General features: G+C 57.3%; 33 protein-coding genes and 1 tRNA gene. 9 read left to right on the top strand and 25 right to left on the bottom strand.

Annotated features, from left to right (window positions below):
* The 3 genes from AT959_RS14805 to AT959_RS14815 all read left to right on the top strand — a co-directional run.
* Positions 1-1,173, top strand: a 1,173-nt coding sequence (locus AT959_RS14805; protein WP_205629937.1) for a hypothetical protein, incomplete at its 5' end; no start/stop codon positions are given.
* A 186-nt stretch (positions 1,174-1,359) separates the two neighbouring features.
* Positions 1,360-2,172 carry a hypothetical protein gene (locus AT959_RS14810; protein WP_157651326.1) on the top strand — a complete coding sequence of 271 codons (813 nt, stop codon included), beginning with the start codon at positions 1,360-1,362 and terminating at the stop codon, positions 2,170-2,172.
* A gap of 34 nt (positions 2,173-2,206) precedes the next feature.
* On the top strand, positions 2,207-2,557 hold the full coding sequence (locus AT959_RS14815; RefSeq protein WP_066884516.1) for a hypothetical protein: 351 nt from the start codon (positions 2,207-2,209) through the stop codon (positions 2,555-2,557).
* 27 nt (positions 2,558-2,584) lie between these two features.
* Here AT959_RS14815 and AT959_RS14820 read toward each other — a convergent pair whose 3' ends face one another.
* From AT959_RS14820 to AT959_RS14840, 7 genes are all read right to left on the bottom strand, one after another.
* The gene (locus AT959_RS14820) at positions 2,585-2,845 is read right to left on the bottom strand and encodes a hypothetical protein (RefSeq protein WP_066884520.1); all 261 of its coding nucleotides are present in this window, start codon (positions 2,843-2,845) and stop codon (positions 2,585-2,587) included.
* Between the two features lie 168 nt (positions 2,846-3,013).
* Positions 3,014-3,625 carry a DUF1178 family protein gene (locus tag AT959_RS20645; RefSeq protein WP_083518445.1) on the bottom strand — a complete coding sequence of 204 codons (612 nt, stop codon included), beginning with the start codon at positions 3,623-3,625 and terminating at the stop codon, positions 3,014-3,016.
* Between the two features lie 258 nt (positions 3,626-3,883).
* The gene (locus AT959_RS14830) at positions 3,884-4,549 is read right to left on the bottom strand and encodes a hypothetical protein (protein WP_066884523.1); all 666 of its coding nucleotides are present in this window, start codon (positions 4,547-4,549) and stop codon (positions 3,884-3,886) included.
* Positions 4,550-4,660: 111 nt separating this feature from the next.
* Entirely contained in the window at positions 4,661-4,957 is a 297-nt protein-coding gene (locus tag AT959_RS14835; protein ID WP_157651327.1) for a hypothetical protein, read from the bottom strand.
* Between the two features lie 162 nt (positions 4,958-5,119).
* On the bottom strand, positions 5,120-5,398 hold the full coding sequence (locus AT959_RS20650; RefSeq protein WP_083518446.1) for an integration host factor subunit beta: 279 nt from the start codon (positions 5,396-5,398) through the stop codon (positions 5,120-5,122).
* Position 5,399: 1 nt separating this feature from the next.
* Positions 5,400-5,561: a hypothetical protein gene (locus AT959_RS21240; protein ID WP_157651328.1), complete on the bottom strand. Its 162-nt coding sequence runs from the start codon at positions 5,559-5,561 to the stop codon at positions 5,400-5,402.
* A 46-nt stretch (positions 5,562-5,607) separates the two neighbouring features.
* The gene (locus AT959_RS14840) at positions 5,608-5,973 is read right to left on the bottom strand and encodes a DUF2513 domain-containing protein (RefSeq protein ID WP_083518447.1); all 366 of its coding nucleotides are present in this window, start codon (positions 5,971-5,973) and stop codon (positions 5,608-5,610) included.
* 343 nt (positions 5,974-6,316) lie between these two features.
* Here AT959_RS14840 and AT959_RS14845 point away from each other — a divergent pair, with 343 nt between their 5' ends.
* The 6 genes from AT959_RS14845 (at position 6,317) to AT959_RS21250 (ending at position 8,784) form a co-directional block, all read left to right on the top strand.
* The gene (locus AT959_RS14845; RefSeq protein WP_066884530.1) at positions 6,317-6,985 is read left to right on the top strand and encodes a hypothetical protein; all 669 of its coding nucleotides are present in this window, start codon (positions 6,317-6,319) and stop codon (positions 6,983-6,985) included.
* Positions 6,982-7,485: a hypothetical protein gene (locus tag AT959_RS14850; protein WP_066884533.1), complete on the top strand. Its 504-nt coding sequence runs from the start codon at positions 6,982-6,984 to the stop codon at positions 7,483-7,485. The genes AT959_RS14845 and AT959_RS14850 overlap by 4 nt, the downstream gene beginning before the upstream one ends.
* A gap of 8 nt (positions 7,486-7,493) precedes the next feature.
* On the top strand, positions 7,494-7,694 hold the full coding sequence (locus AT959_RS14855; protein WP_157651329.1) for a hypothetical protein: 201 nt from the start codon (positions 7,494-7,496) through the stop codon (positions 7,692-7,694).
* Positions 7,691-7,891 carry a hypothetical protein gene (locus tag AT959_RS21245; RefSeq protein WP_157651330.1) on the top strand — a complete coding sequence of 67 codons (201 nt, stop codon included), beginning with the start codon at positions 7,691-7,693 and terminating at the stop codon, positions 7,889-7,891. Before AT959_RS14855 ends, AT959_RS21245 begins: the two co-directional genes overlap by 4 nt.
* A 252-nt stretch (positions 7,892-8,143) precedes the next feature.
* Positions 8,144-8,404, top strand: a complete 261-nt coding sequence (locus AT959_RS14860) for a hypothetical protein (RefSeq protein ID WP_066884537.1) — start codon at positions 8,144-8,146, stop codon at positions 8,402-8,404.
* A gap of 170 nt (positions 8,405-8,574) precedes the next feature.
* Positions 8,575-8,784, top strand: a complete 210-nt coding sequence (locus AT959_RS21250; protein WP_157651331.1) for a hypothetical protein — start codon at positions 8,575-8,577, stop codon at positions 8,782-8,784.
* Between the two features lie 184 nt (positions 8,785-8,968).
* Here the strand turns inward: AT959_RS21250 and AT959_RS14865 are convergent, their stop codons facing one another.
* From AT959_RS14865 to AT959_RS14945, 18 genes are all read right to left on the bottom strand, one after another.
* Positions 8,969-9,565, bottom strand: coding sequence for an HD domain-containing protein (locus AT959_RS14865; protein ID WP_205629938.1), 597 nt, complete (start codon positions 9,563-9,565; stop codon positions 8,969-8,971).
* 166 nt (positions 9,566-9,731) lie between these two features.
* On the bottom strand, positions 9,732-10,034 hold the full coding sequence (locus tag AT959_RS14870) for a hypothetical protein (RefSeq protein WP_066884539.1): 303 nt from the start codon (positions 10,032-10,034) through the stop codon (positions 9,732-9,734).
* A 59-nt stretch (positions 10,035-10,093) separates the two neighbouring features.
* Positions 10,094-10,321 carry a hypothetical protein gene (locus AT959_RS14875; protein ID WP_066884541.1) on the bottom strand — a complete coding sequence of 76 codons (228 nt, stop codon included), beginning with the start codon at positions 10,319-10,321 and terminating at the stop codon, positions 10,094-10,096.
* Positions 10,311-10,613 carry a hypothetical protein gene (locus tag AT959_RS14880; protein ID WP_066884543.1) on the bottom strand — a complete coding sequence of 101 codons (303 nt, stop codon included), beginning with the start codon at positions 10,611-10,613 and terminating at the stop codon, positions 10,311-10,313. Before AT959_RS14880 ends, AT959_RS14875 begins: the two co-directional genes overlap by 11 nt.
* Entirely contained in the window at positions 10,610-10,990 is a 381-nt protein-coding gene (locus tag AT959_RS14885) for a hypothetical protein (protein WP_157651332.1), read from the bottom strand. Before AT959_RS14885 ends, AT959_RS14880 begins: the two co-directional genes overlap by 4 nt.
* Entirely contained in the window at positions 10,987-11,652 is a 666-nt protein-coding gene (locus AT959_RS14890; RefSeq protein ID WP_066884549.1) for a terminase small subunit, read from the bottom strand. Before AT959_RS14890 ends, AT959_RS14885 begins: the two co-directional genes overlap by 4 nt.
* Complete coding sequence (locus tag AT959_RS14895) at positions 11,652-12,119, bottom strand: hypothetical protein (protein ID WP_066884551.1); 468 nt, start codon at positions 12,117-12,119, stop codon at positions 11,652-11,654. Before AT959_RS14895 ends, AT959_RS14890 begins: the two co-directional genes overlap by 1 nt.
* 22 nt (positions 12,120-12,141) lie before the next feature.
* Complete coding sequence (locus AT959_RS14900; RefSeq protein ID WP_066884553.1) at positions 12,142-12,786, bottom strand: hypothetical protein; 645 nt, start codon at positions 12,784-12,786, stop codon at positions 12,142-12,144.
* An 8-nt stretch (positions 12,787-12,794) separates the two neighbouring features.
* Positions 12,795-14,849, bottom strand: a complete 2,055-nt coding sequence (locus AT959_RS14905; protein ID WP_157651333.1) for a hypothetical protein — start codon at positions 14,847-14,849, stop codon at positions 12,795-12,797.
* Positions 14,846-17,152, bottom strand: a complete 2,307-nt coding sequence (locus tag AT959_RS14910) for a hypothetical protein (protein ID WP_066884557.1) — start codon at positions 17,150-17,152, stop codon at positions 14,846-14,848. The genes AT959_RS14905 and AT959_RS14910 overlap by 4 nt, the downstream gene beginning before the upstream one ends.
* Positions 17,153-17,235: 83 nt before the next feature.
* A complete protein-coding gene (locus AT959_RS14915) occupies positions 17,236-17,442 on the bottom strand; it encodes a hypothetical protein (RefSeq protein WP_157651334.1) in 207 nt (68 codons plus the stop codon).
* Between the two features lie 113 nt (positions 17,443-17,555).
* On the bottom strand, positions 17,556-18,953 hold the full coding sequence (gene dnaB, locus AT959_RS14920; protein ID WP_083518448.1) for a replicative DNA helicase: 1,398 nt from the start codon (positions 18,951-18,953) through the stop codon (positions 17,556-17,558).
* The gene (locus AT959_RS21400) at positions 18,950-19,711 is read right to left on the bottom strand and encodes a hypothetical protein (protein WP_205629939.1); all 762 of its coding nucleotides are present in this window, start codon (positions 19,709-19,711) and stop codon (positions 18,950-18,952) included. The genes dnaB and AT959_RS21400 overlap by 4 nt, the downstream gene beginning before the upstream one ends.
* 34 nt (positions 19,712-19,745) lie before the next feature.
* The gene (locus tag AT959_RS21255) at positions 19,746-20,189 is read right to left on the bottom strand and encodes a hypothetical protein (protein ID WP_157651335.1); all 444 of its coding nucleotides are present in this window, start codon (positions 20,187-20,189) and stop codon (positions 19,746-19,748) included.
* A gap of 11 nt (positions 20,190-20,200) precedes the next feature.
* On the bottom strand, positions 20,201-20,443 hold the full coding sequence (locus AT959_RS20660; protein WP_083518482.1) for a helix-turn-helix transcriptional regulator: 243 nt from the start codon (positions 20,441-20,443) through the stop codon (positions 20,201-20,203).
* Between the two features lie 132 nt (positions 20,444-20,575).
* Complete coding sequence (locus tag AT959_RS14935; protein ID WP_066884565.1) at positions 20,576-21,331, bottom strand: hypothetical protein; 756 nt, start codon at positions 21,329-21,331, stop codon at positions 20,576-20,578.
* A 12-nt stretch (positions 21,332-21,343) separates the two neighbouring features.
* Complete coding sequence (locus tag AT959_RS14940) at positions 21,344-22,558, bottom strand: tyrosine-type recombinase/integrase (RefSeq protein ID WP_066884568.1); 1,215 nt, start codon at positions 22,556-22,558, stop codon at positions 21,344-21,346.
* Positions 22,559-22,723: 165 nt separating this feature from the next.
* Positions 22,724-22,809: transfer RNA gene (locus tag AT959_RS14945), tRNA-Leu, on the bottom strand.
* Between the last annotated feature and the right edge of the window lie 122 nt (positions 22,810-22,931).

The raw sequence follows: 22,931 nt of genomic DNA on the forward strand, positions 1-22,931 counted from the left end.
GGGGCTGAGATGGCATATCCACCGCCGGGGGAGGGCGGCAATCGCTGGGCGAGCACGCACGCGATGCGCCGGGTGATTCGTGATGCGTTGGAAGTCTCGTTGATGGATTACGAAATCCGCCGCTATTTCAAGATGGGGCCGGGGGAAGAAATCACGCCGGCCAAGCGGCGGCGCATGGCGCGGCACAAGGCGGGGCATGTCTATTTGTCCATGGTCCGTCAAATGGCATTGGCGACGACGCGGCCGGGCGGGCTGGAAATTACCGGCTTCGCGGCCTTCGAGGCACCTTATCTAACAGCGCCGGATTCTAATCTGGTGCCGCACGGCCTGCTTTACCCGATAGGCGATCAAGGCGAGTTGGTGAGTCGGGCCGAATTGGTTGAGCGTCGGCAAGAGTTGGAGCATCTGGACGGAAACTACCGGGGCGGAGCGTTGCCATATGAGTTGGGGGCGGTTCAGCGTCTTGGTTGGATTAGCTTTGGTTCAACAAATGACGCCAACGCACTCGGGTATCTAAGTCCTGGGCCGGGGGCTGATAACGGGGCTGGGGTTTATGCGCCGGGTCGTGAGGGGTTCTTCGGGGTGGTGGTGCAGAACATCGGTGTGCATAGTGTTTTTGTCGGCGGAGAGTTGAAAACGAAGCGGGAAGTGATGATGTTTCGAAATGTAGTCACTAACGGTATGGGGGGGTTTGTCGTTGTTCGTGGTAGGCGGTATGGGCCAGATGCGGAATTGTTGGAGGTGACGGACGTATTGCCGCAAGGGTACTTCTTTGGCGGGGGGCCGCTTGACGATAAGTCGGTTTATGCGACGGTGGGCACATGGTCAGCGATTGAAAAGCGGGTTCCACCAAAATTAAGCGATACGTTGACGGATTTGGCTAATGCCCCGGTGGAGGCTTTTAGGCTCGGTTTTCCGCGTCGGGACTGGGTGTATATGAAGGTAGGCCAATACATACCGGGCGGCGAATATGTGGCAGAAGTGTCGTGGATGACCTCGCGGGAGTGGTGGGAAATCTACGGGGAGCGTGCCCATGAGTTCGCCAGATATGGTTTTCAGATTCCGCCGCAACCAAAGCCATTTAAAAAGCGGCGAAAGGTCAGTGTTCGGTTTGATAAAGCCTTTGTTGCAGAGGTTAATTTGCCTGCCGGGCAAACCGGAGATTACCCCTAATCAGCGCAAACAATTATTTGAGTTTTTTTCATGCTCATGCCGATGAAAGACCGAAAAAATTCAATTTTTCTTAGGTGTAATCCCGAGTTTTGGCCGGGCCGGGCCGGGAAAGTGCCGTAAAAATACAAAATAGGCAATAATTTTTATATTTTTTGGTGTGTTGATGGTAGAGATAAAAGGGCTTGTATGTATTTGAAAATCATTATGCAACTCGTGGCGCGAATTAAGGCTATGGGGTGGTTGGAATGGGCCGCCATTAGCATGTTTGCGGAAAAGGTTTTTACAGCGGATGTCAAAAAGGAGATCAATGACGCAATCGTTAAGGAGGCGGCAGAGCGGGCTGGGGTGACCTTGGATGCGGAAAACCCGTTATCAGATGCCAGTTTGGCGAATGCCGTGTTTCAGCGTACCGGGATACCTTTACGGAGTTTGCGCGATCAGGTGTTGATTAAGGAAGATTTGGATACGTGGGCGGCGTCGTTGGTGTCGGCAAAATCGGGTTATACGATTCGCTCAGTGTCAAACGTGGCAATACTCAAGGAAGATTTGCAGCGCACGGCCTGCGCCGTCCTGACGGAGCGTTTAGGTATCCCGGCAGGGGTGTTGCCGTCCGATGGGCAAGCGTTTGATCCTGAGGCGATCAAAACCAGATTGCTGGCATGGGCCAAGGCCGAAATCATGACGCGGGTCGGAGAAGATGTCGGGGTCAGCGTTGATGAAATCATGGCGCTCGGTGACGTGGAATCGGTGGCCTATGAGTTGAACTCACTGCTCAAGCTGGCCGATTCGGATATGACGGTGACCGGGCGAAAACTGGCGGTGCGGGTGGTCAATCAGTTGGCGGCGAGGTCGGTGGTGGAATATCAGCAGGTGGTTCAGGGCGATACCAAGGCCAGCCGGCGGCGATTGCAAAACCGCAAGGCTCAGGAACGATTTCGCGCCAAGTGGGGAAACCGGCAGAAATATGTTCCGCTGGATATGAATGCGGTGATCGGATAGCGCGGCGCTTGCGGTGTCGTGCCGTTGACATAGAATGGCCCTCTGGATATTGGAGGGCTTTTTTATGGGGAATTTTTGGTTGGTCTGGGCGCTGGTCGGCTTTTCTGTGGCCTGCGCGGTGGCGTCGGATAAGGGGCAGTCGTGGGCGTTGCGGGCGGCATTACTGGCGGCGGCGGCGTTTGTTTATGCAGCGTTGCGCTTTGGCGCGGTGCCGGCGCTGGATGGGGTGGTCGGGTATGTCGCGGCGGCGGCATTCGGTAAGGGGTTTGTGCTTGGGTTGGCATTAGAGGCGCTGTTGTGGCTGGCTGGCGCGGCAGTGAAGCGATTTGCGCCGGGGTCTGTTCAAGTGGTTGCCGGCGCGGATGGGAAGGCAGTAGATAAATAACGTCTATCGACCGATAAAAACAAACGATCAGGCGGCAAGCCTCGCTTTATTGCGGGCCTTGCCGCTTTTGCTTGATGATGCCGGGGTTTCTCGCGGGCGGCGTGTTTCGGCGATGAATTGCCGGTAGGCCTCAAGGGCGGCGGGCACAAGTCGCACCCATGCCGGGTCAATCGGTGGGCAGTGCTTGGTGAGTTCGTCGAAGGTGCCGGCCAGCTTGGCGGCGGCGATCTTTTCCGGGACAACCCAGCGGGAAACGTAGTAATTAAAGCGCGGGCTATCGGCCCGCATATCGGTAACGGCATAGACCCAGCGAATTAAATCAACGGCGTCTTTTTGCTCTTGTGAGGTGATCGAATGTACATGCAGCGGATTGTCGGCGATTTCGCCGGTTTTTTTTATGCCCTTCGGTTTCGCATAATTTGTATTATGTTAAATTTAATGAAAACAAAAAAAGGATCAATTCAGATCCTCTTCGCTGGTTGCCGGCAAACGCAAAATCGGGATGCCCTCGTCCCTCAACTCTTCGCACTCTTCGTCGGTGGCATCGCCCCGTATCGGCCGTTCGGGCGCCTGGTTGTAATGAATTTTGCGCGCCTCTTCGGCAAACGAGTTTCCGACGTCTTCGCTATTGTTGATCATCGATTGCACCAGTTGTCGGTACATCGACAACACCTGCGAGCCTGCAGGCATCACCGCGGTACCGGGTGCGCTGGCACGAGGCGCTGCCTTGTTTTTAGCCCCAGACTCGCCACGATGCGATGAAATGGCTATGGCCGACGGCAGGCGCCGAATGATGTGACTTTCGCATTGCGGGCAAGTGACGAGACGAGACTGTTGCTGTGCATCAAATTCCTCGGCGCTACGAAACCATCCTTCAAAGCGATGGTCATTGTCACAGCTTAGATCATAGATAATCATGGGTTTAACCTTGGTGCCGGGACGGGAACGGAACAAGCCGTGGAATAGCTTGCCGTTAGGGGATTTCGAAAAAACACATTGTCGAGTTACCCCCAAAGTTACCCCCATCCGAACGTTGCTGGCACCTGTTTTTATAAGGGCGCGAATCATATCACCCTACCCTTTGCCATCAAGCAATCGCATCTCCTTTGGGAGCATATGGATGATGGTTCGAGTTCTCAGGACTTCAGCCGGCAGAGTCCCGGATTGTGATTCCGGTAGTCATCAGATCGATACACGTGCGCCCGACAGCAAAGCGGTTATCCAACGGATTGCAAATCTGTGTAGGTCAGTTACCCCTGCTCAACCGGGTTGCCTTCATTCAACCCCAAGGCAGAAATCTGAGGGCTGTCGCTCCACAGCCAACCCTTATGAAAATTCCCACCCGATCTGCTGCCCCATCGAGACAGGGTTGCTCCCACGGGTAGCGCTACGAGCCACCATCGGAACAAAGTCATGCTCGACACTCTGGATCCTGTCGAATAACGAAGGCTGGTATTTCATGTGAGTACCGCTCGCTATCATGCGCCGTCGCAAAGCCGAGACCGCAAGATTTAGGCATTCCGCCAACATCTCCTGCTCCCAATCAAACCGATCTAGCAGGATCACATACGCTGACGCTTGCGAATAGCTGTGCTTGATTAACTGGAGAGCACTGGGCTGATCCTCATCCGCCTGCATTCTGATCAGTGGGTCGAAATCCTCGGGTGCGGTAAGCAATCTGGCCAATCGATTGACTGCAGAATCCGAGTCCTCGGAATCCCAGTCTTTGTCGAGCCTGACTGCAAACCGAACGTTTTTTTCTGCGAAGCGAATCAGCTTGTTATAGAGCCGAGCAAGAATGGATCGCCGATCGTCGCCATTTGACAAGTCGACCGCAAATCCGCGTTTGCGCCCAATCTCGTCTGAAATAAGCCAGGCCTCGCTGGACAGATCATCGACTGAATACTCACCCCGGCTACTCCAGGCTATTCGCCGAAGGTCTCCCCGGCAAGAATTTAGAAACGCTTGGAATGCTTTGCCGGTATCCCACATTTTTTGCCGCCTATTTCACCACATCGCATGATGTCGGCAAGTACAGCAAAATGCGTTCCATAAAAATCAGAACAGGCCAATTTTCCCATGACAGAGGCAACTATTGCCGCCCTACCCTCGGATGTCGATGATCGTGCCCAGGATCTGATCCGCGGTCTTGATCACATTTGCCGCAGCCTTGGCATCTATTCCCCCCTGGTGCATGGCAACCATCTTCCTGGCGAATTCGCTGTCTTCAGCGTTCAGAGCACTGCCGGCAATTGCTGTGCGGTTGGTGCTGGCCTGCATGCTTTGCATGCCGGTGGATAGGACTGAGCTAATCGACATGGGAACCTCGAGCTGATTGGACGGTATTGCTGAGCAGGAGGCGTGCCAGTCATACGGATTTTCCACAATACGAATGGACAAAGAAATGCTTATAAAATATCAACATTGATTAGCCGAAAGGACACCTCGTGTTCGAATCCATTGCTGCGCTCTCGCCCTGCTTTGCAGTAGCCGGATACATTGCCGTCCTGATATTTCGGGATAGTCGCTAGTCGAATACTCCTAACATTCGGCCAGAGCCGGCTACCGATCCACCAACTCCCGTAGCTCCTTGCCCGCCTTGAAATGAGGCAACCATTTTCCTGGAACGCTGACCTTATCACCAGTCTTTGGATTCCTTCCGATACGGGGTGGGCGATAGTTCAGCGAGAAACTACCAAAGCCGCGGACTTCGACACGATGGCCAAGCGTCAGCGTCTGGCTAATTGCTCCAAGAATTTCACCTACTGCCATGTCGGCATCGGCCTTGAGCAACTTGGGAAACCTATTCGCCAGCGCCTCAACAAGTTCTGATCGGGTCATGTCACTTAGCTACGCTGTCAAAAAAGAAGCGGAGAATTGGCAACGCGCACAGCAGAAGCAAAGCCACAAAGCCTCCGAAGAGTGCCCAGGCAATGCCCCATTTCAGGCCGATGCCAAGCAGCGTAAGCCCCACAAAGCACAGAAACTGACCGATGGTCGCCATCTCTATTTCTCTTTCAGCACATCCCGGTTGATCTTCTCGGCAAGCATTAGAGCTTTACCCCTGTCAGATCCTCGACCTGTTTTTTGATCAACCCTTTGGCCAGGTCTTTCAGCAGATCGATGGTAAATCCACCACCAACCGCTGCAGCCTGCTTTGTCTTGGCCCAGACTTTCGGATCTCGAACCGAGTCTGCAAATTCATGCCCTGCCCAGGTGAGTCGAAAAATCGTAGCGTCAGTCGCAATCCGCTTGCCAGGTGGCAAGATGGCCGCTCCAATCAGGCCGGCTTCCTCCAGCAACTGAGCATGAGAGGCAAAGTCTTCTTCTGAAATGCCATCTACCGAGCTAACCGGCTCAGAGGCCACACTGACCGCCAAGACGATTTCTCTGATCACATCCATATTACGGCGCATTGGTCACCCCTTCAGCACACTGCGGTCAACCTCGAACCCTTCCCGGACCACCTGGCCGCAGCACGGGCATTGCTCTTTGTCCTTGGTTCGCCCAATAGCCATGCGTAGCGTACTTTCCGCAATGCCTGCCCGTGCAGCCGCAACCTTGATTGGCACACCATCTGAAACCAGGCGCAATGCCTGCTGTGTCTTTGACAACGCCATAGCGATACCCCCACTTCGTTTTTCGTGCTCTGATGGTAGCACTGTATCGCACATCCTAAGATATGCTTGACATCGCATATCGCAGTTTATACGATGCTCGCACTGATCCATATGGACAGGGAAACCTTCAGGACACGACATGGAAACCACGAACACGACTGCAGAACCTCTCGTTACCATCCGCATCAGCCCTGTCATCGAACGCGACTTCGAGCGCCGAGGCGTCTTTCCCGAGCTGCGCCAGAAGAACGCTTACCGCACTATCAACAGCGCAACTGGCGTCCACTTGATCAGCCTCAAGACTGCCCGCGAAATTCTCGACGACGCCAAAGCGCAGAACCGGAACCGCGACCTTCCGCGCGGACTGCCCGTCGCCTACGGCTCTCTTGCCAAAAACATCACTGCCAGCCTAAAGCAGGAGGCGCGGAACGGCCTGCAGGACGACCCGGGCATGGCGGAAGTGCAACGGCGTCAAGCCGCCGCATCTGCCTGCTTCCAGATCGGGGACAGCGTTCTCTACTTCCGAGGCGCCGATGAATATGGCCAGGAAGCGACCATCGTCAATGGCTATCAAATGTACCCGGTGATTTCTGATGACGGCCCATACATCACCAGTGACGACGAGCGGCGCCGATATCAAAACGGCTACGTCATCTGGACAAAGGCGGCGGGGCATCGCTTCTTTGTCCCGGCCCACACCCTCACTCGCAACGATTGCAAGCCGAGTCATATCCGCTTAGTAGCTTCACCGTCAGTTTCTAGAATAGCCACCAATTACACGGGGCAACGTCAAGGAGCATCAGCATGACCACCCACATCACCCGCTCAGACCGACGTCTGAAGTTGCTTTCTACCGAGGAATCCCATAAGGCCGGCAACTACGACGCAGAGGTGTTGCTTGTCGCTCTGCGTAATATTGAGCAAGGCCACGACGCAGCCGGCCTGCTGGCCAATGCCCTGAACGGCATCACAACCCTCGCCACTGAGAACCGCACCAAAGAGAGCATCGAACGCCTTGACGGCTTCTGCGCAATCATCGGCCCGGTGCTAGAACGCACCGTAGCCCTTGAGGCGAAATGCGCCCTGCTCTCGGCATCGCTCAACCAGGCGGATCGAGTAGCCCAGGCATCAGCCGACGAGCGACGGGCCATCCATGCCGCGATTTCCACGTGCAGCCAGGTATCAGCCGGCCGGATCATCGCCGCCTATCCGAACGACGATGATGCAATCGTGACGCTGTGCGAACTGCAGTTGGCCGTCCGTGCACTAGAGCTGAAATTTACTGATTCAGAAGGTGGCGAGATATGAGCATTACCATGGACGAGAAGGAAGCCATCAACCCTATGATCACCAGCAGCGGCGATACCTTCCGTGTCTCGGCAGCATTAACGGCGCTTGCTGATCTGGTGATGGCCGAGCAAACAGTGGAGCCGGATGGTGATCAGGGGCTCGGACTGGCGTTCATTCTGCAAACGTGTTCCGCCGCGTTGAGGCATATGCAAAAGGCGAATGCATGAGCACGAAACCTCCATCCATTCATGAACGGGCTCAGGAAGCATGCTGCGAGGCAATCGATGCAAACGCAATGGCGGCCGGCATCCATGCACTGCTGAGTACCATTCCCGACGAGGAAACGACGGATTCAATTCTGGCCGCTCGGCAGCTTGCCCTGTTAATCGAAGGCAAAATGAAATCTATTTTGGAGCTGATATGAGCACCGAAACAGCAGACGGTGCCAGCCGCCTAATCATGTGCTGTGTTGCCGCGATGGAGGTTGCGGAGAACGGATAGCCCCCTGAACCTCAGGACACCATCCCGCCCTCAAGGCGGGTTTTTTTCGTCCGCCGACTTCTGGTTGTAAGCCGCAGCCCGACATCTTCCTACCCTTTTTTTGCCTGACTCCTTCAGTGAAACTGGTTTTGCCGGATAACTGGCATTCATCAAAACCATCAGTGAAGGAAGCATCATGGATATCGTAGTTTTCAGGAGCCAAGCCGAAAAGGCACAACAGGAGATCGAGGGCATCTACCGCGGCCTCGTCGGCGCGCTTTCAGGATCCCGACTGGGCGAGATGGATGGCATGATCTACTCAATCGAACCAGACAGCCTGGAAGCATATTTGAAGCTCAACATCGACCATCTGGAAGACGTTATCGGCCGGCTAACAATGGCCATGAAGGCAACCCAGAAGCGGCTACTTCGGGATCAAAGGAAAATCGCAAAGTGATCAATACCCCGCTTCGGCGGGGTTCTCAATTCAACTAGCGTCGCCTACAATGAAGCCGCATTTCGGCCGTGAGTCGCGGAAAGGTTAGGCGAGGTAATCGCCAGGGGATAGCAGTGCAGCCGAAATGACTGTGTATCCCTGGCTCCTTCATCATTACCAAGGAGTCTCACATGAACTGTATTTCATTTTCAAAGCATGCCCTCGAGGCGCGAGCTCGTCGCACGGCCAAATCTCAAGGCTTTCGGGCTATGAAGTCACGCAGGATTAACCCGCTGGAGAATCATGGTGAATTCATGATCATCGACGGAAACGGGATTCCGCAGCTTGGATTTAAATACGACGCCACGGCGCAGGACGTAATCCGATTCTGCGCTGAATGACATAGCCCCGCCCCCGAGGCGGGGTTTTCATTTGTGGCGGAAGTAAGCGCACGACAACGTGATGGGTGACATTCGCGAACTGAAGATCAGCTTCGCTCCCTTCAGGCCTCATGCAGTCCGGCTACAATTGCCGGAGGCGAGCACCCGATGGAACGAACATCCACTATAGCCGACACATTGACGTTCAAAGGTCACCACGCGCTTTCAGGATGGCAACGAATTCACCATAGGCCCGATTGAAGTCCGCAGCGACTGGCGAGCCCGCCAAGGACTCGCCACACGCCCTGTAGTACCAGGCCTGTGAATCAGCACCAGCCGTAAAGCGTGACCAGTAATTTGCCGCCTGCCCTGCCCTCAGATCCCTGAGCGTGGTCTGCAGGTTGTGCAACTTGTCACAACCGGCAACCAGTTTCACCGATGGCGACGCAGCGGCCAGGTGGGCGACGTAGGCTTCCTTGCGCGGCCGCCATGCAGGTTTCGGCTCTTCCATCGTGTCGGTACAGGCATCAACGATCTCAGCTACTTCATCGCCGAACATGACGCGAACCGTTTCCAGCATCGGCCGGCCGCCGCAGTCCTCGGCCGCATCATGCAGCAGTGCCGCGATGGCTTCGGTTTCGTTGCCGCCATGTTCGAGGACTGAGGCACTGACGGCCATCAAGTGGCTGATGTATGGCGCCCCCAGGCCCTTGCGTTGCTGGGTGCCGTGGATCTCGTTCGCGAACTGCAGCGCCAGGGCGAACTTCGGGGAAAGCAGCGGGGTTTCGTTCTTCGCGGGCATGGTGCCTCCTTGTCGTCGTCGACCAGGATTTCAGCGCACACCGCGGCCCTGGCCATACCGCAGCCGGACATTCCGTGAATTTGAAACAGTGGGGATTGGGAAGGCTACGTGAGGCGCCAGAACAGGCAGCAGCCAAAGCCCATTCTATTCCTACGGGATAGGCGAATCAAGCAAAGCCAAACGCCCGATTCAGCACCGATAGATCAGCCGGCTCACCCTTCTCCACCAGTTGATAGGTTGTCGCCCAATAGGACTCATGGGCAGCCGCCGTGTAGCGCTTCACGGTCCGGTATTTCCTGATCTCGTTGCCCTTCAGCAGCCAGGACATCGCAGCACGCACCGGGTACTCTGCAACGCCCATTTTCTCGGCGATATCGAAGGTTGAGAATTCCTTTAGGCCAGAGGCTGAAATCGCCCTGGAAACCATCTCAACAGTTACACGGGTTGGTTCGGTTTGTACGGTAGCCATGGTCACTCCAGGGGCGAGTCAGTAGAGCCAGTATTTTCAGGCGCCAGCCAGCAACCGAATCACCCGGCAGCATTCGCCACCTTCAGACGCTCGGCCAAGGCGCCCAGAAGGTCACGCGGCAGGGCGGCAAGCCCCTTGCGCTTGAAGTCCTCAACAGCAACGCCGTGGGCGTCCAGCATCACGATGAATGTCGGGCACTGCAACAGGCGCAGTTCATGAGGTGATGTTTTCGGCGAGAGTTTGGCCTCAAGGGTAGCAAGGCGGCGCGATATCGAATCAGTGCGCACAGCTATTCCCCTCCGCCAGTATCGCTCTGACTTCGACCACGGCCGGAATCTTGGGCGGAACAATGACCACCCGCCCTAGGTAGGCAATTGGCCGCACGGGCGGAACTGATCGGATTGCAACGATCACCCGGCCTGCTGCCTCGGCTTCTGCCTTGCGGATCGCGAACTGGTGCCATTGGTCCTCACTTGCGTTCGCGGCCGGCTCGATGAGCGTAGAGGTTGATCCTGCGCCATTGTTCCGGCCTGCAAGCCTCTCAAGTCGTTCAAGGCGGCGTTTCAGGGTTGTGTTCATGGTGCATCCTCGCTATCAAAAGGAACGGCGACCACACCCAGCACGTTGCCGCGGAGTGAAGCCAGGACATCGGCCAGCCGGTTCGCCTTGCCGTGCTTAGACCTCTGGCCGGCAAGCACAGCCAGCCAAGCATGAAACTCAGTCTCGAAGTATTCGACGCCGGCCTCTGGCTGATCCTGGTCGACGCAGTCAGGCGAGCGCACAACACCGACACGATCACCACGCAACCAGGCCGCCTTGATTGCCTGGCGATGTGCCTGCCATTCGGCGCCTGGCGCTTCGAGATCCGGTTCGAGCAGCACCGTAAAGCCCTGCTCGGGCGCCGGCTTCAACGCTGCTTCAAGTCTCGCCAGTCGGCGATGCAATACGCTGATCATGCCCTTCCCCTTTCCTTCAATAGCGCTTCGACGGTAGCCAGGCGTTCGGCCATGTCGCTGGTCTCCAGGCTGCGCCGTTGCTGCTCGACCAGGCCGGCCAACGTCTCGGCCTCACTGGGCAGAATGCTGCCAGCGGCAACCGCCTGAATGATGCTGGCCTGTGCCTTGGCACAATCAGCCGGCACCTCGATCGAGGGCAACAGGAACCGGATCGCCTTCTCGTTCAATCCGAAGTACTTATCGAGCGCAGCAAGGCTCGGATCTTTGCTGGCCAGCTTGTACTTCTTCAGGTACCCAACGAAATGCCGATCCTCGCCGCTGCCTTCCCAAATCTCGGCAACCTCCAGGCCGGCAATCGCCGCAGCCGTATCGTCATCCAGTTCGTTGATCGGCTTCGGACCGCCATCATCCCGGAACAGCTTCCGGACATCGAAGAACGCTAAACGGGAGCGCTCCAGCAGAACCCGCTCGGCCGTAATGCCCAGCCGGCCGGCAAGGTCTGACATCCCACGCTCAATGGCCTCGCAAACCTCAACATTTCTCAACAAGCGCTCACCCGCAGACGACGCGGTTTTTGCCGAGTAACCGGCGCGAATGGCCGCCTGAGTCGCGTTCTTGTCGACCAGGTACTGCTGAATGAAGGCGGCCTGCTTTGGAGTCATCAGACGACCGACAGCCCAAGCTCAGCCCGTGCCGCCAAGATGTCACGGCGATGCTGGCAGTCGTGGGATGGCGGTACCTCCTTCGCCAGTTTATGGACTTGTGCCAAGCGTTCGTCTTCCTTGGCATCTGCTTCCCGGCGCATTGGATCCTGCCGGGGGGCCGGCTCCACTTCCGGCTCGGCTAAAGTCAGGTTCACAACCGACAGGCCAACGATCCATTCCAGGCGCTTAGCCAGATTGTCCAGCGATCGAGCCAAAACCAGGACTGTGCCAAGACCGCCCCCTGCAAATGTCGCATTCACCCGCTTCACGCCTGCGACACTCTGCGCCTTGCGAAACGTCATCCGGCAATCCTGCGGACTGGCCCAAAGATCAGGGCGCAGTTCAAAGGCAATTTGTGCGTCCATGATGGCGATGCCGGAACCGGCGATGGATTGATGGCAATACCAGGTGCTACGTGAGGTCATTTCTGTTCCTTTCGGGGTTGGGTTATTGCTTTTCCGCCTGCGCAGCCTTGCCTGCCTGGTGGCTGATGGGGGCAGCCGTTGTGTTCAGTGAAGGGCTGTGGCCTCGCCTCAATTCAGGGCTTAACGCCTGCTTGATCGGCCAACCGCGCTGAATTCGATATCTCAGGGCCTGCCTGCTCAAACCAAGGCGCCTCGCCCACTCGTACAACGGAAGAGACTCCCCGTTGTGCGTGATCCACTTTGCCTTTGGGTGCATCCGTTCCGAAGGCGGGTTTTCGAGCAGAAGGCCGTTCTTCTGCCGCTGCAACACCTGCTTACGGCAAGGCTGCCCGGGCAATCTCGCCGCCTCCGCTGCTGTCATAACCTGGCCGCCAATCGTTACCATCCGACAGTAGGCGCGACGCCTCTTCTGCTCGGCTTGAGTCGTCCAGCAACAATTCCCGGGGAAGTAACCTGCCGTTACGTCCAGCCTGCCGAGCCATGAGGTCATGCTCGGCGCAGGCCCCATGTCGCTCAGGAACTGGGCAAAACTCTCTATCCATTGCGGGCAGACCGTTATCCCCTTCGCGCCGTATCTCGGGTAGTCCTTGCACCTCCGGTTCACGCAACGCTTGATCATCGCCGCCCAGGCGCTACGCTCCCGTTTGAGAATACCTTTGTAAGCCATGGCGCCTCCTACTGCTGGGAGCCCGAGAACGCGCCGGCCTGGGCAGCACGTTTGGCCCGCTCTTCAAGGATTTGTTGAACAATGCCTCGAATCTCGGTCAGATTCTTGGCGCCCTGCTCGCCCTTGGCGGTCAGGAGCCGACCCATTTCATCGCGGACGGGCTCCGGCGTTGCGACGCGATTCCAGGCTTTGGTAGCCGCGTTGACCAGCCCGGAAACATTGCCCGTGGCAGCCGATCGCGCAGCATTGCCGGCCTCAGTCACGACCGACATATCCAGATCGCCAAGACCGGCTGCTCGGGAAGCCGTTTGAGACCCGCGGCCGACCGACTCCAGGCGTTTTAGGCGTGCTTCCTTCGTCACATCGGCGGCAAACTGGCGGAAGGATTTTTGATCGCCGAACAGTTCGCGCAGCTTCTCGGCGGTGGCGGTATCGCGCCACATTTTCAGGACTTGGGTTTGGCCAGATTCAACCCCCAACTTCTTGCGCAATGATTCGAAAGCGCCGATCCGGAAGGCCTGCAACTCGGAATCCGACATGCCGTCGGTCATTTGGCTGATCTTCCAGGCATCTTTCGACATCGCCTGATTGCCGAGATTGGCAGCAGCGCGCAACTCAGTCAGCCCGGCATAGGCATCGCGTGCTTGCTTGTAAAAGCTGACACCGCTTTGGTCGGCCGTCATGCTGTCGATTTTGGCAACCAGATCGCGACGGAGATCCTTATAGGCATTGCCAAGTTCGTTCAGCCTGCCGGTTTCCGGGTTGACGTGGGATTGTTCAAGGTCGTATAGGCTGCGCTTGAGCGTATCCAACTGCGATAGCGGCGCAACCTTTTGCTGGGGGCGCATCAGCGCATCAACGCCGGGGCTCCCTTCCAGCAGGGTGAATTTCTGACCGTTTGCCTCAGCAATTCGCTTTGCGAATCCGAAGGAATTCGACGAACGTTCCAACAATGATTCAAGGACGGGATCAACGGCCAAGGTCGTTTGACGCACGCGATCGTAGAGCGGGCCAGCCGCCTCCTTGCGGGCAGAATCCAGCGCTTCCAACGTTTGCGGTAAGCGGGCGCCGTTCGTACCAAGTCCAGACTCGGCGGCGCCAATCAGACGATCGGCACGACCGGCCTGTCGGGTGTGAATCAGTCGCTCGGCCACATCCTTGGTTTTGCCCGGGAGCGTGGCCAGGGTGTCGAGCAGTTGCCGGGTGTTCTGCCCGCCGGCATCGGCAATCGTCGCCTCTGGCCCCAGCTTCGACTGCCGGGCCGCAATCACATCCATCGGATTGGTCAGCACACCACGGCCGCCGGCATCGCGCTCGATCGCCTGCGCAATTTTCTGCGCGGCTTCTGCCTTGGCCGATTGGCTGGCGGCCGGAATGATGCCTTGATTGGCGACGGCATCGGCGAAGCGCGTACCCTCAGCAGCCTTGGTGGCTATTCCGGTCAAGCCCTTGGCAGCAGCACCGGCAGCGCCTACGCCACCAGCGACCACCGGGCCAAGCACAGCACCGCCAAGGGCTCCAGCGGCAATATCCTTGCTGATGCCCATGGCGTCGCGGGCCTTCGAATCTCCGGCGCCTGCAACAGCGCCGTAACCCGCGCCAACCTTCGCCGCTTGGCCGATCATTGAACTACCTGTCTTCGCCACCTGGCCAGCAGGAGCGACTAAGGCGGCAGGGATGGATGCTACCGCCCGTTCAACGTGCCCGAGCACCGGGTTTTCGCTGATGTAGGAATCTGCCGAAGCGCGCGCCGCGTCACGATGATGGCGGTAAGCCTCGCCGACGCTGCGCCCAGTGCCCCATGGCGTGAGATTACCCACCGCCTCCACCACCGCGCCGGTAGCGCCGACCGCCTCATCGTAGAAACCAAGGGTCGGGCCCTGCATGGCGCTGACAATGCCGGCAACAGCTAACGGCTTGCTCTCACTCTTCGTCTCAGGTGCTGCCGGTACCGATGCTGCCGGCGCAGCGTATTTCGACCAAGGGCCATCTGCTGCCGGGGCTGGTGCGGCTTCTTGCGCCGGCTGCAGCGCTGAGTATTTCTCCCAGGGGCCGGCCATCATTGCACCGCCTTCCAGCTTGCCGGATTGCCCGGGTCACCACCGATATAGACGTGACCGGAATCAACGGTTCCGATCTTGGGGGCGGCAGATGGCTGCTGTTGCGCCTGTGGCTGCTTTGACGCGGGTACTGGTGCGCCGCCGATGTTCTTCGCCCCCGGGCCGGCCGAGATGCGGAAGCCATTGATTGCCGCCTCGCGGTTGCGTTGCTTCTGGGCGATGACCTCGGGCGAATCGTTCGGCTGAGGAAAATACTGCTTCCTCGCATTGTCGAATTCGCTGGCAGAGACTGCCGCCCCAGATTCTTGGCGCAGCACGGCATTCACGAAATCGCGTTGTGCCTGCTCAACCTGCTGCTGTTCAGGCGATTGCAATCCATTGGCTGCCATGCCAAGGCCCTCGCCAATCAGAGGGATGCTCTCGGCTGCCCGCTTAATCAAACTTGGCTGCACCTTCCCGCCCTGCCCGACCGTATCAATCACTTTGCTCGCAGTATCTGCGCGCATGCCGAATGATGTCGATTTCCCCTGAAATTCCGTCAGCGCTTTGCCACTGCCCACCGGTTGGCCGTCAGCAGCTACTGCCGGCGTCATACGCCCGGTTCGCGGATTGAAAACCATCGTGCCGAGCTCGGTTTCAACGTGCTGAAGGTTGGCCGGCGTCGGGGCGGTGCCCTTGCCCTGAACTCCACGGATACGCTCGGCAAGTGCTTCACGCCGGGTCGGATCGGTTTCGGCCAAATACTGTGACTGAAGGCCAGACATCTGGCCATCGCTGTTCAATTTCGCCAGCTTGGTCTGGTTGTCCAGCATGCGACCATAGGTCTCGCCTTCCTTGCTGGCCTTGGCGTCGATATCGTGCAATTGCTGTCGGGCATTGATCTGCAACCGCGGATCGGTAATCTCGGCGCTGTATGCGTCGCGCTCGAGACGATCGCGCTGCATCATAGCCAACGTTTCGCGATCTTTCTTAGCCTGCGCCACGCCTTGAGCATACTGGGCGGTTTTGCTCCAATCGCTGGTCGACGAGCCGTCGGCAGCCGTGTAGTTCTGCTGTCCAACCGCAATGTTCTTGCCCGCGTTCGGTCCGCTGGTAATGGCGATTGCACCAGTACCGGGGACCATGTTTTCCTTTGTCGGATCGAAGCCCTTGGCGTTCCAGGTGATTCCGTTCAACTCCGGTCGGTAGGCCGCAGCAGCCGACGACAATGGGCCGCCGGTAGGTTCAGAACGCGCAATGGATCCGCCACCGAGTGTCGGCGGTGCCGCGAGCGCGCTTGCAATACTGGAGTCAATATCTAATGCTGCCGGTCGCTGCTGCTCGGGCTCGCGCTCAGGCTCCATACCGGTGGCTGCGGCGCGCCGGCCGGCTTTGATGGTCGGTCCGACAGGCTGGCCGGTAGCGGCCTCGAGCATGGCATTCAGGGAATCAAATCCAGAAGCCAGGGCAATCTCTTCCAAGAAGGAATCTTGCGATTTTGACAAGATGCGTTCTTCGGTCGAAACCTTGATCGGCTCGCCGGTTTCGCGAATAGCGGCGGGGATGGAATCGCTGGTCGGGGTGCCCGGTCCTTCGATCTTGCCGCCCAAGCCAACAGTAAGCCCCATAGATGCTATCGCCGCATCAGACGGCCGGCCCTTGGGGCTCTTGCCATTCGCGTAGCCAACGGCTTTGTCGATCTGCTGCTGGCGCCCCTTGAGGACGCCGAAAATTCCGGGCGTCAGGCTCTGGGGAAGTTGCTGCGCCTTCTGCTGTGGCTGTGGCTGTGGCTGTGGCTGTGGCTGCGGCGCCGGCTGCTGAGCGGCTGGCTGTTGCACCGGCCCGGCAGCGGGGGTACCGTACTTGGCCGACATCTGCCGCATCAGTTCGTCCGGGTCGATCTTCCCGCCCTCGGCAAAGCCCCGGGTGATCGTGGAGCTTGACCCCATGAGGCTATTTGCGCGGCCGTTGGCTTCCATCGTTTTGAGTCGGTCAGCGTACGCCGTTATCCGGCTTTGCCTAGCGTCTGTGTCTTGCTGGAACGACGAGGGCTGAATTGCGGTTTCGGCCTGGCCGGCTGATACCGTTGCAGAACCGAAGGGGCTCACGGTCAAACCACCCAGCGGGGGATTCAACGCAGACACACCAGTGATTCGCGCCTTTGCTGCGACATCTTCTGCTGCCCAACGCGCCGACTTCTCGGCGTTGATCGCCTCGAAATCGCTGCCGTTGGGATCAATGGTCGGCCCAAGTCGCGCAACCTCCGAGCCGGTACCGATTTCACCGCCCAAGGCGAACTTTCTGCTTTTTTGCTTTTGTGCTGACATGGCTGCTCCATTGAGTTGAACAGCGCACTTCCTGCGCGCTTTTGGGTATCTTCCCGAGGACGAAGACATTTAAGAGACAGCAATTACGCTCGCTGCCAAATTTTCTTGAAGTTCACGAGCGTCACAGCCATGCCGGAGAGATCGACGCCTAGCTCTAGGTAGTACGCATCTGCGGTTTCCTGCGACACAGCGAAGGACTGGGAATCACCGCCCTCCACTACCGACAGGCTGCGGAATACATTCGTGCAGCTCGCGCCCTGGGTCTTGAATCGCCGAATCTGTGGCTTCAACCACATCGCCAGCGGGCCATCTGAGCCAGACGGACGACCGCGTCTGCGGCGGGGAAGCCCTACGACCCCGGCAACTTGGTCAGCCGGAACCGGCTGGCGAAGGGCTCCTGCAGTCAATCAAACCCTCTCGTTCCGCGTGCCATTGGTTTCGCGAGCCTACGTGCCTCGAACAATTCGCGCTTTGCTTCGCTGGTCAGATTTTCAAACCGGCTGAATTCGCCACGGAACAGCACCGGGATAATTCCGGTCTCGCCCATACGCTGCTTGGCAACGATAATTTCGGCGATGCCTTTGTCCGGTGTATCAGGGTTGTAGTACTCGTCCCGGTACATCATCAGGATAAGGTCGGCGTCTTGCTCAATGGCTCCCGAGTCTCGAAGGTCAGACATCAGCGGCCGCTTGTTTGGCCGATCGTCAACTTTTCGATTGAGCTGCGACAAGGCAATGACCGGGCAGTTGAATTCCTTGGCGAGCGCCTTCAAGCCTCGGCTAACGCTAGATACCTCCTGCTCCCGGCTACCGTTCTTCATCGATGCGCTATCGCCACTGGCTAGCTGGATGTAGTCGACCACGATCAAGGAAAGGCCGTTCTTCTTCGCGGCACGACGAGCGCGGGACCGCATCTGCGTTACCGTCAGGGCCGGAGCATCTTCGATTAGCAGAGGTGCATTGAACAGCTTCCCGAGGGCAAATGACATCCGCGTCCACTCGTCATCGGACATCTGTCCGGAGCGTAGGGCATTCATTGACACTCGCCCGATGCTGGCAATGGAGCGTTCTGAAAGCTGCTTTTTCCCCATTTCCATCGAGAAAACCAGTGCCGGCTTGTCCTCATTTACGGCAACGTGCTCTGCCACATTCAGCGCAAATGCTGTTTTGCCCATACTGGGGCGGCCGGCAACAATCACCAGATCGCCGGGGTTAAGTCCGCATGTTTTCGCGTCCAGGTCAGTGAAGCCGGTTGATAGCCCGGTGATGGCGCCGCCTCGATCGTATCGGGCTTGGATGTCCTCAATGACGCTGGGTAGCAATGCCCCGATGGTCTCCGGGTCTTCCGATCCTTCAATCCGGCGTTCTGCCAAGGCGAAGACAACCGCCTGGGCTTCGTCGATTCGCTGGTCGGCTGGCTTTGACCCCTCAGCGTTGGCGATGTCGGCAATCTGCGCCGATGCAGCCAGCAAGTCGCGCAGCGCCCGCTTTTCACTGACCACCGCGGCATAGCGCCGGATGTTGGTCGCCGATGGCGTATTAGCCGCCAATTCGCCAAGGTATGCAAGGCCGGTGCTGTCTTCATCAACGCCAGCAGATACCAGCGATTCGGCGACGGTGACCACGTCGACCGGCTGTCGCTCTGCCAGCATCATCACGATGTGCCGGAATATCAACCGGTGGTCTTCGCGGTAAAAGTCTGATTCCTGCAGCCGGTCGACGTGGTCAAATGCTTTCGGGTCGATCAGCAGGCCGCCGAGAACCGATTGCTCGGATTCGATGTGAAACAGGGGGCTACTCATGCCGCCTCCCTGTTCTCGTAGTTGCCCTCAATGATCTTGGCGAAGTTTTCAGCCTCAACGATCCATGGAAGGCTGGCAGACCACTTACCAGACCGCCCCATAAGCAAATCTGATTTTCCGATGTAGGCAAACATTCGCTGGAAGAACACCAGGCCTGCAGTCTTGTCGTGTGGCTTGTCTTTTTTCTTAAGGTCGGCAAGAACCCATGCCCATCTATTCCGCAGATTCTTCTCCCTTGCCCCATTCCAGACACGAGGCTGGGCTAGGTCGGGCAGTTCGTTTGCGTACAGTCCAAGAATTTCTTGCTGAGGACACGGAGCCAGCGAATTGCTGGCGACAACCGATGCGTCAGCATCGGAACCCGGTAAGAGGGAATCAGGAAGAGGGAAGAGGGAATCAGGCGATCTTGGCGATGCCTCGGCACTGCCTAGGTTGTGCTTTGTCACTTCCTTGGTTGTGCCTTGTTCTATCCCCGGCAGTTCAGAAGCCGTTTCACGAACGTGAGGAGACTGGTGTTTGGCGAAGTTGATGATCTGAATGAGCGCCATTTCACCAACCGTGTAGCGGGTGATGAACCCCGCGCCGACAAGCTGGTTGAGCAGATCGTCGACGTCGACTTCTCGGTCGTAAGGCAGGGCCCGGCCGGCGATCCGCTTAGGACGATCCTCAAGTCGCCCTTCTCGATCTGCCAGCATCCACAGATACACGAACAGGAGGCGAGCAACTGGCGGCAGTTCGGCCAAGTCTTCATTCTCCATGATGGACGGCTTGATGTTGCGTGACCTGGCCATGTCACACCGCCATCTCTTGGCGACCGGCAGCCAGCGCCGCCAGAAAAGTGAACAGAACCAGGCGTTCCGCTTTGTGCCGACCTTTCCGAGTCATGATTGATGGGAAAGTCGAAATAATCGAATCGGCTTCGGCGAACAACTTGCTGGCTGGTGTCGTACTATGGCCCTTGAGGTTGCCCGCCTCTGCTGCTTTTTCCTCGGCCCGTTCGTGTTCTGGACGGGCCGTTTCCTTTTCTGGGGTGTACATCGGAATGATCCCTTGTCGGAAGTCATCCCGGCGGACCTGGCGGCCCTCCCTTGCACGCCCGGTGCCGGAGCAGCGCGGAGCAAAGGTCACCCTGGCGGGTGATTTCGGCGGCGCTGATGCGCGGCCTGCCTGCTTTTCGAACAGGCACGGGGTCATGCGGTCAATGCGGCAATGCCGCGATGAATTGGCGTTCGGCATAGCGAGCCCAATCAAGCAGCATTGCGGCTTTTTTGGACTTGCCCATGCAGCCACGCGTCTACCTCAGATTCGACCCAACCAACAGGGGGATTTTTCATTCCTTGGCCGAGCTCGATCGGCCTAGGAAAGGATGGATCGTAGGTAGGCGATTTAGGATTGATGCGAGCGTAAATTGTTGAACGTGAAAGGCCTGTGAGCTCCTCAAGCCTTTTGCGCCGAATAATGAGTAGCGCTTCTCTGATTTGTTTGGTCATTGCTATCCCAACCATCAAAAACCGATCAAGACGAGATCGGAACGGTTCGGATTATTTGGCGCCAGCCAGTATTTTTTAAGTGGGCAGGTTACAGAAAACCTACTCACCTGAAACCATCAATGGGTGGTTAGGTTATGAGCCAGAGGTCTTTGGTGCCCCCCCATCAGTGCTCCAATTCGCAACCTTACTGCACTCTTCCATGGCTGTGGTTACCGGATTCCCGTCATCGTCAGTCAGTCCAAACTCCGCGGCATGCTCACGCAACCATTTATCTAAAGCCTGCTTCGGCGTCTTCTTTCCCGGATCGGTTACGGCTTGCCACGCTCTTACCGTTGCAGCCAGCTTACGGGTGTAGCGGGAATTTTTCGGGTCGAGAAAATCTGGTTCATCGGACGGCTTAGCATCTGGGAAAAAGAACCCCGCCCTAACTCCACGACTTGCCAACCAGGCTTTCAAGTCGTCACGAGTAACGGTTGTCAGCCCCCAGTCGGGGAAGGACTTGAAGAAGCACGAATGATCATTGGCCAGTATTTCGTCATCCGCCTTTGTGGTGCCATGCTCAACGATCCATGACGACGACTCTGCTGAATCAATGTCCGCGATATGGTCGACGTACCCATACTTTCGAGCGGAATAGCGGATATTGGCCTTGATTCGACCATTGGATACCGCACTGGAGAGGCCTTCCATCGCTACATGGTATCGACTGAAGACCCGATCAAAATATGAGTCGTTTCGGCATCGCTGAAGCATGACAGGGTTGTATCCGGCGATGAGGGCCGCTGCATCAATAATGCTGAAGTCTTCAGACAAACACCACAATTCGTCGATCTCGTGCACCTCGATCTCGTTGTAGTGGTCCATCGCTTCGTTGTACGAATCGTCCATCTGCCACCCTTTCTATGCTGCATTTCCGTGCAGCGAAATGACTTCAGCCCCGGACTTCAGCTTGTCCAGGTAGTCCGCCCATTGCTGCATCATGGCTTTGCGCTCCTTGAGGAATTTTGTGCGGTTGTAGGCAGTGCCCAGCGCATCGGGCACCTTGTGGGCTAGCTGGTGCTCAATTACTTCCGGCTTTACGTGCAGTTCTTCATGCAGGATCGTCCGGGCCATCGCCCGGAAGCCGTGCCCAGTGATTTCCGTTTGGGTGTCGAAGCCTAAGCGCCGCAACGCGGCATTTACAGCAGCCTCACTCATGGGTTTCTGTGGGTCGCGCCCTGGAAAAACGTAGCGGCCATGTCCAGTCAGAGCATGCAATTCTCGCAGCGTTGCCACAACTTGATCCGCCAACGGTACCAGGTGCTCGGTCTTCGTCTTGGTGACCAAGTAGCGCCACTCGGCCTTGTCCAGGTCGAATTTTTCCCACTCTGCTTTTCTTAGCTCACCGGGCCGAACGAACACCCGCGGGGCAATCTCGAGGGCACACTTCACGACGAATGTACCCCGGAAGGCGTCAAACGCCCGAAGCATTTCGGCGACCTGATCCGGCTCTGTGATGCTGGCGAAATTGCTGGATTGCGGGGCTGGAATAGCACCTTTCAGGTCCGGGCAGGGATCACGCATCGCTCGGCCGGTAGCGATCGCATACCGCATCACCTGAGAGATTCGTTGTTTTCCCCGATGGGCCGTGTAGCGCGCACCGCGTTGATCAATTCGTTTGATGACGGAGAGAACCAAGGGTGCATCGACCTCAGCAATCGGTGTATTCCCCATCCACGGGAAAACGTCGTTGTCGAAGATTGCTAGCGTCTTGTCAGTCTGCCCAGGCGTTACGGAATCCTTACGATTTTCAAGCCATTCCCGAGCAATGACTTCAAAGCTGTTGGCCACTTGCTCATTCCGGGCCGTTTTCTGAGCCTTGCGGTTTTCGCCAGGGTCAGCACCATTCGCCAGCAGCTTGCGAGCCTCGTCGCGTCGCTCCCTAGCCTCCTTCAGACTGATGTCTGGATAGACGCCATGGGACAGCAGTTTCTCCTTGCCACCAAATCGATACTTCTGGCGCCAGTATTTCGCGCCGGCCGGTGTGACTAAGAGAAAAAGCCCTTTTTCATCAGCAAGCTTCACCGGCTTCTCGCCTGGCTTTGCATTTCTAACCGCGGCATCTGAAAGGGCCATTTGGGGGTATCTCCCTGCCGTTGGATTCGATATACCCCTAGTTATACCCCCAGATACCCCCGGATTGCAATGGAATGATTTGGAATGAATAGGACAACAAAAAGGCCTGACACCTTGAAAATACTTGGTATACAGGCCTTGCTCAGAATGCTTTGGATTGCTTCGTGGTGCCCGGGACGGGAATCGAACCCGTACGGCCATAAGCCGAGAGATTTTAAGTCTCTTGTGTCTACCAATTTCACCACCCGGGCTGGGCTGTCGATTATATCGGCGTCCCGATACGAAAAAGGGAAAGCGACGAGCGCTTTCCCTTTTATCTGGAGCGGCAGAAGAGTCTCGAACTCTCGACCTATACCTTGGCAAGGTATCGCTC

The sequence above is a fragment of the Dechloromonas denitrificans genome (genome assembly GCF_001551835.1).
In the GTDB taxonomy this organism is placed as follows: domain Bacteria; phylum Pseudomonadota; class Gammaproteobacteria; order Burkholderiales; family Rhodocyclaceae; genus Azonexus; species Azonexus denitrificans.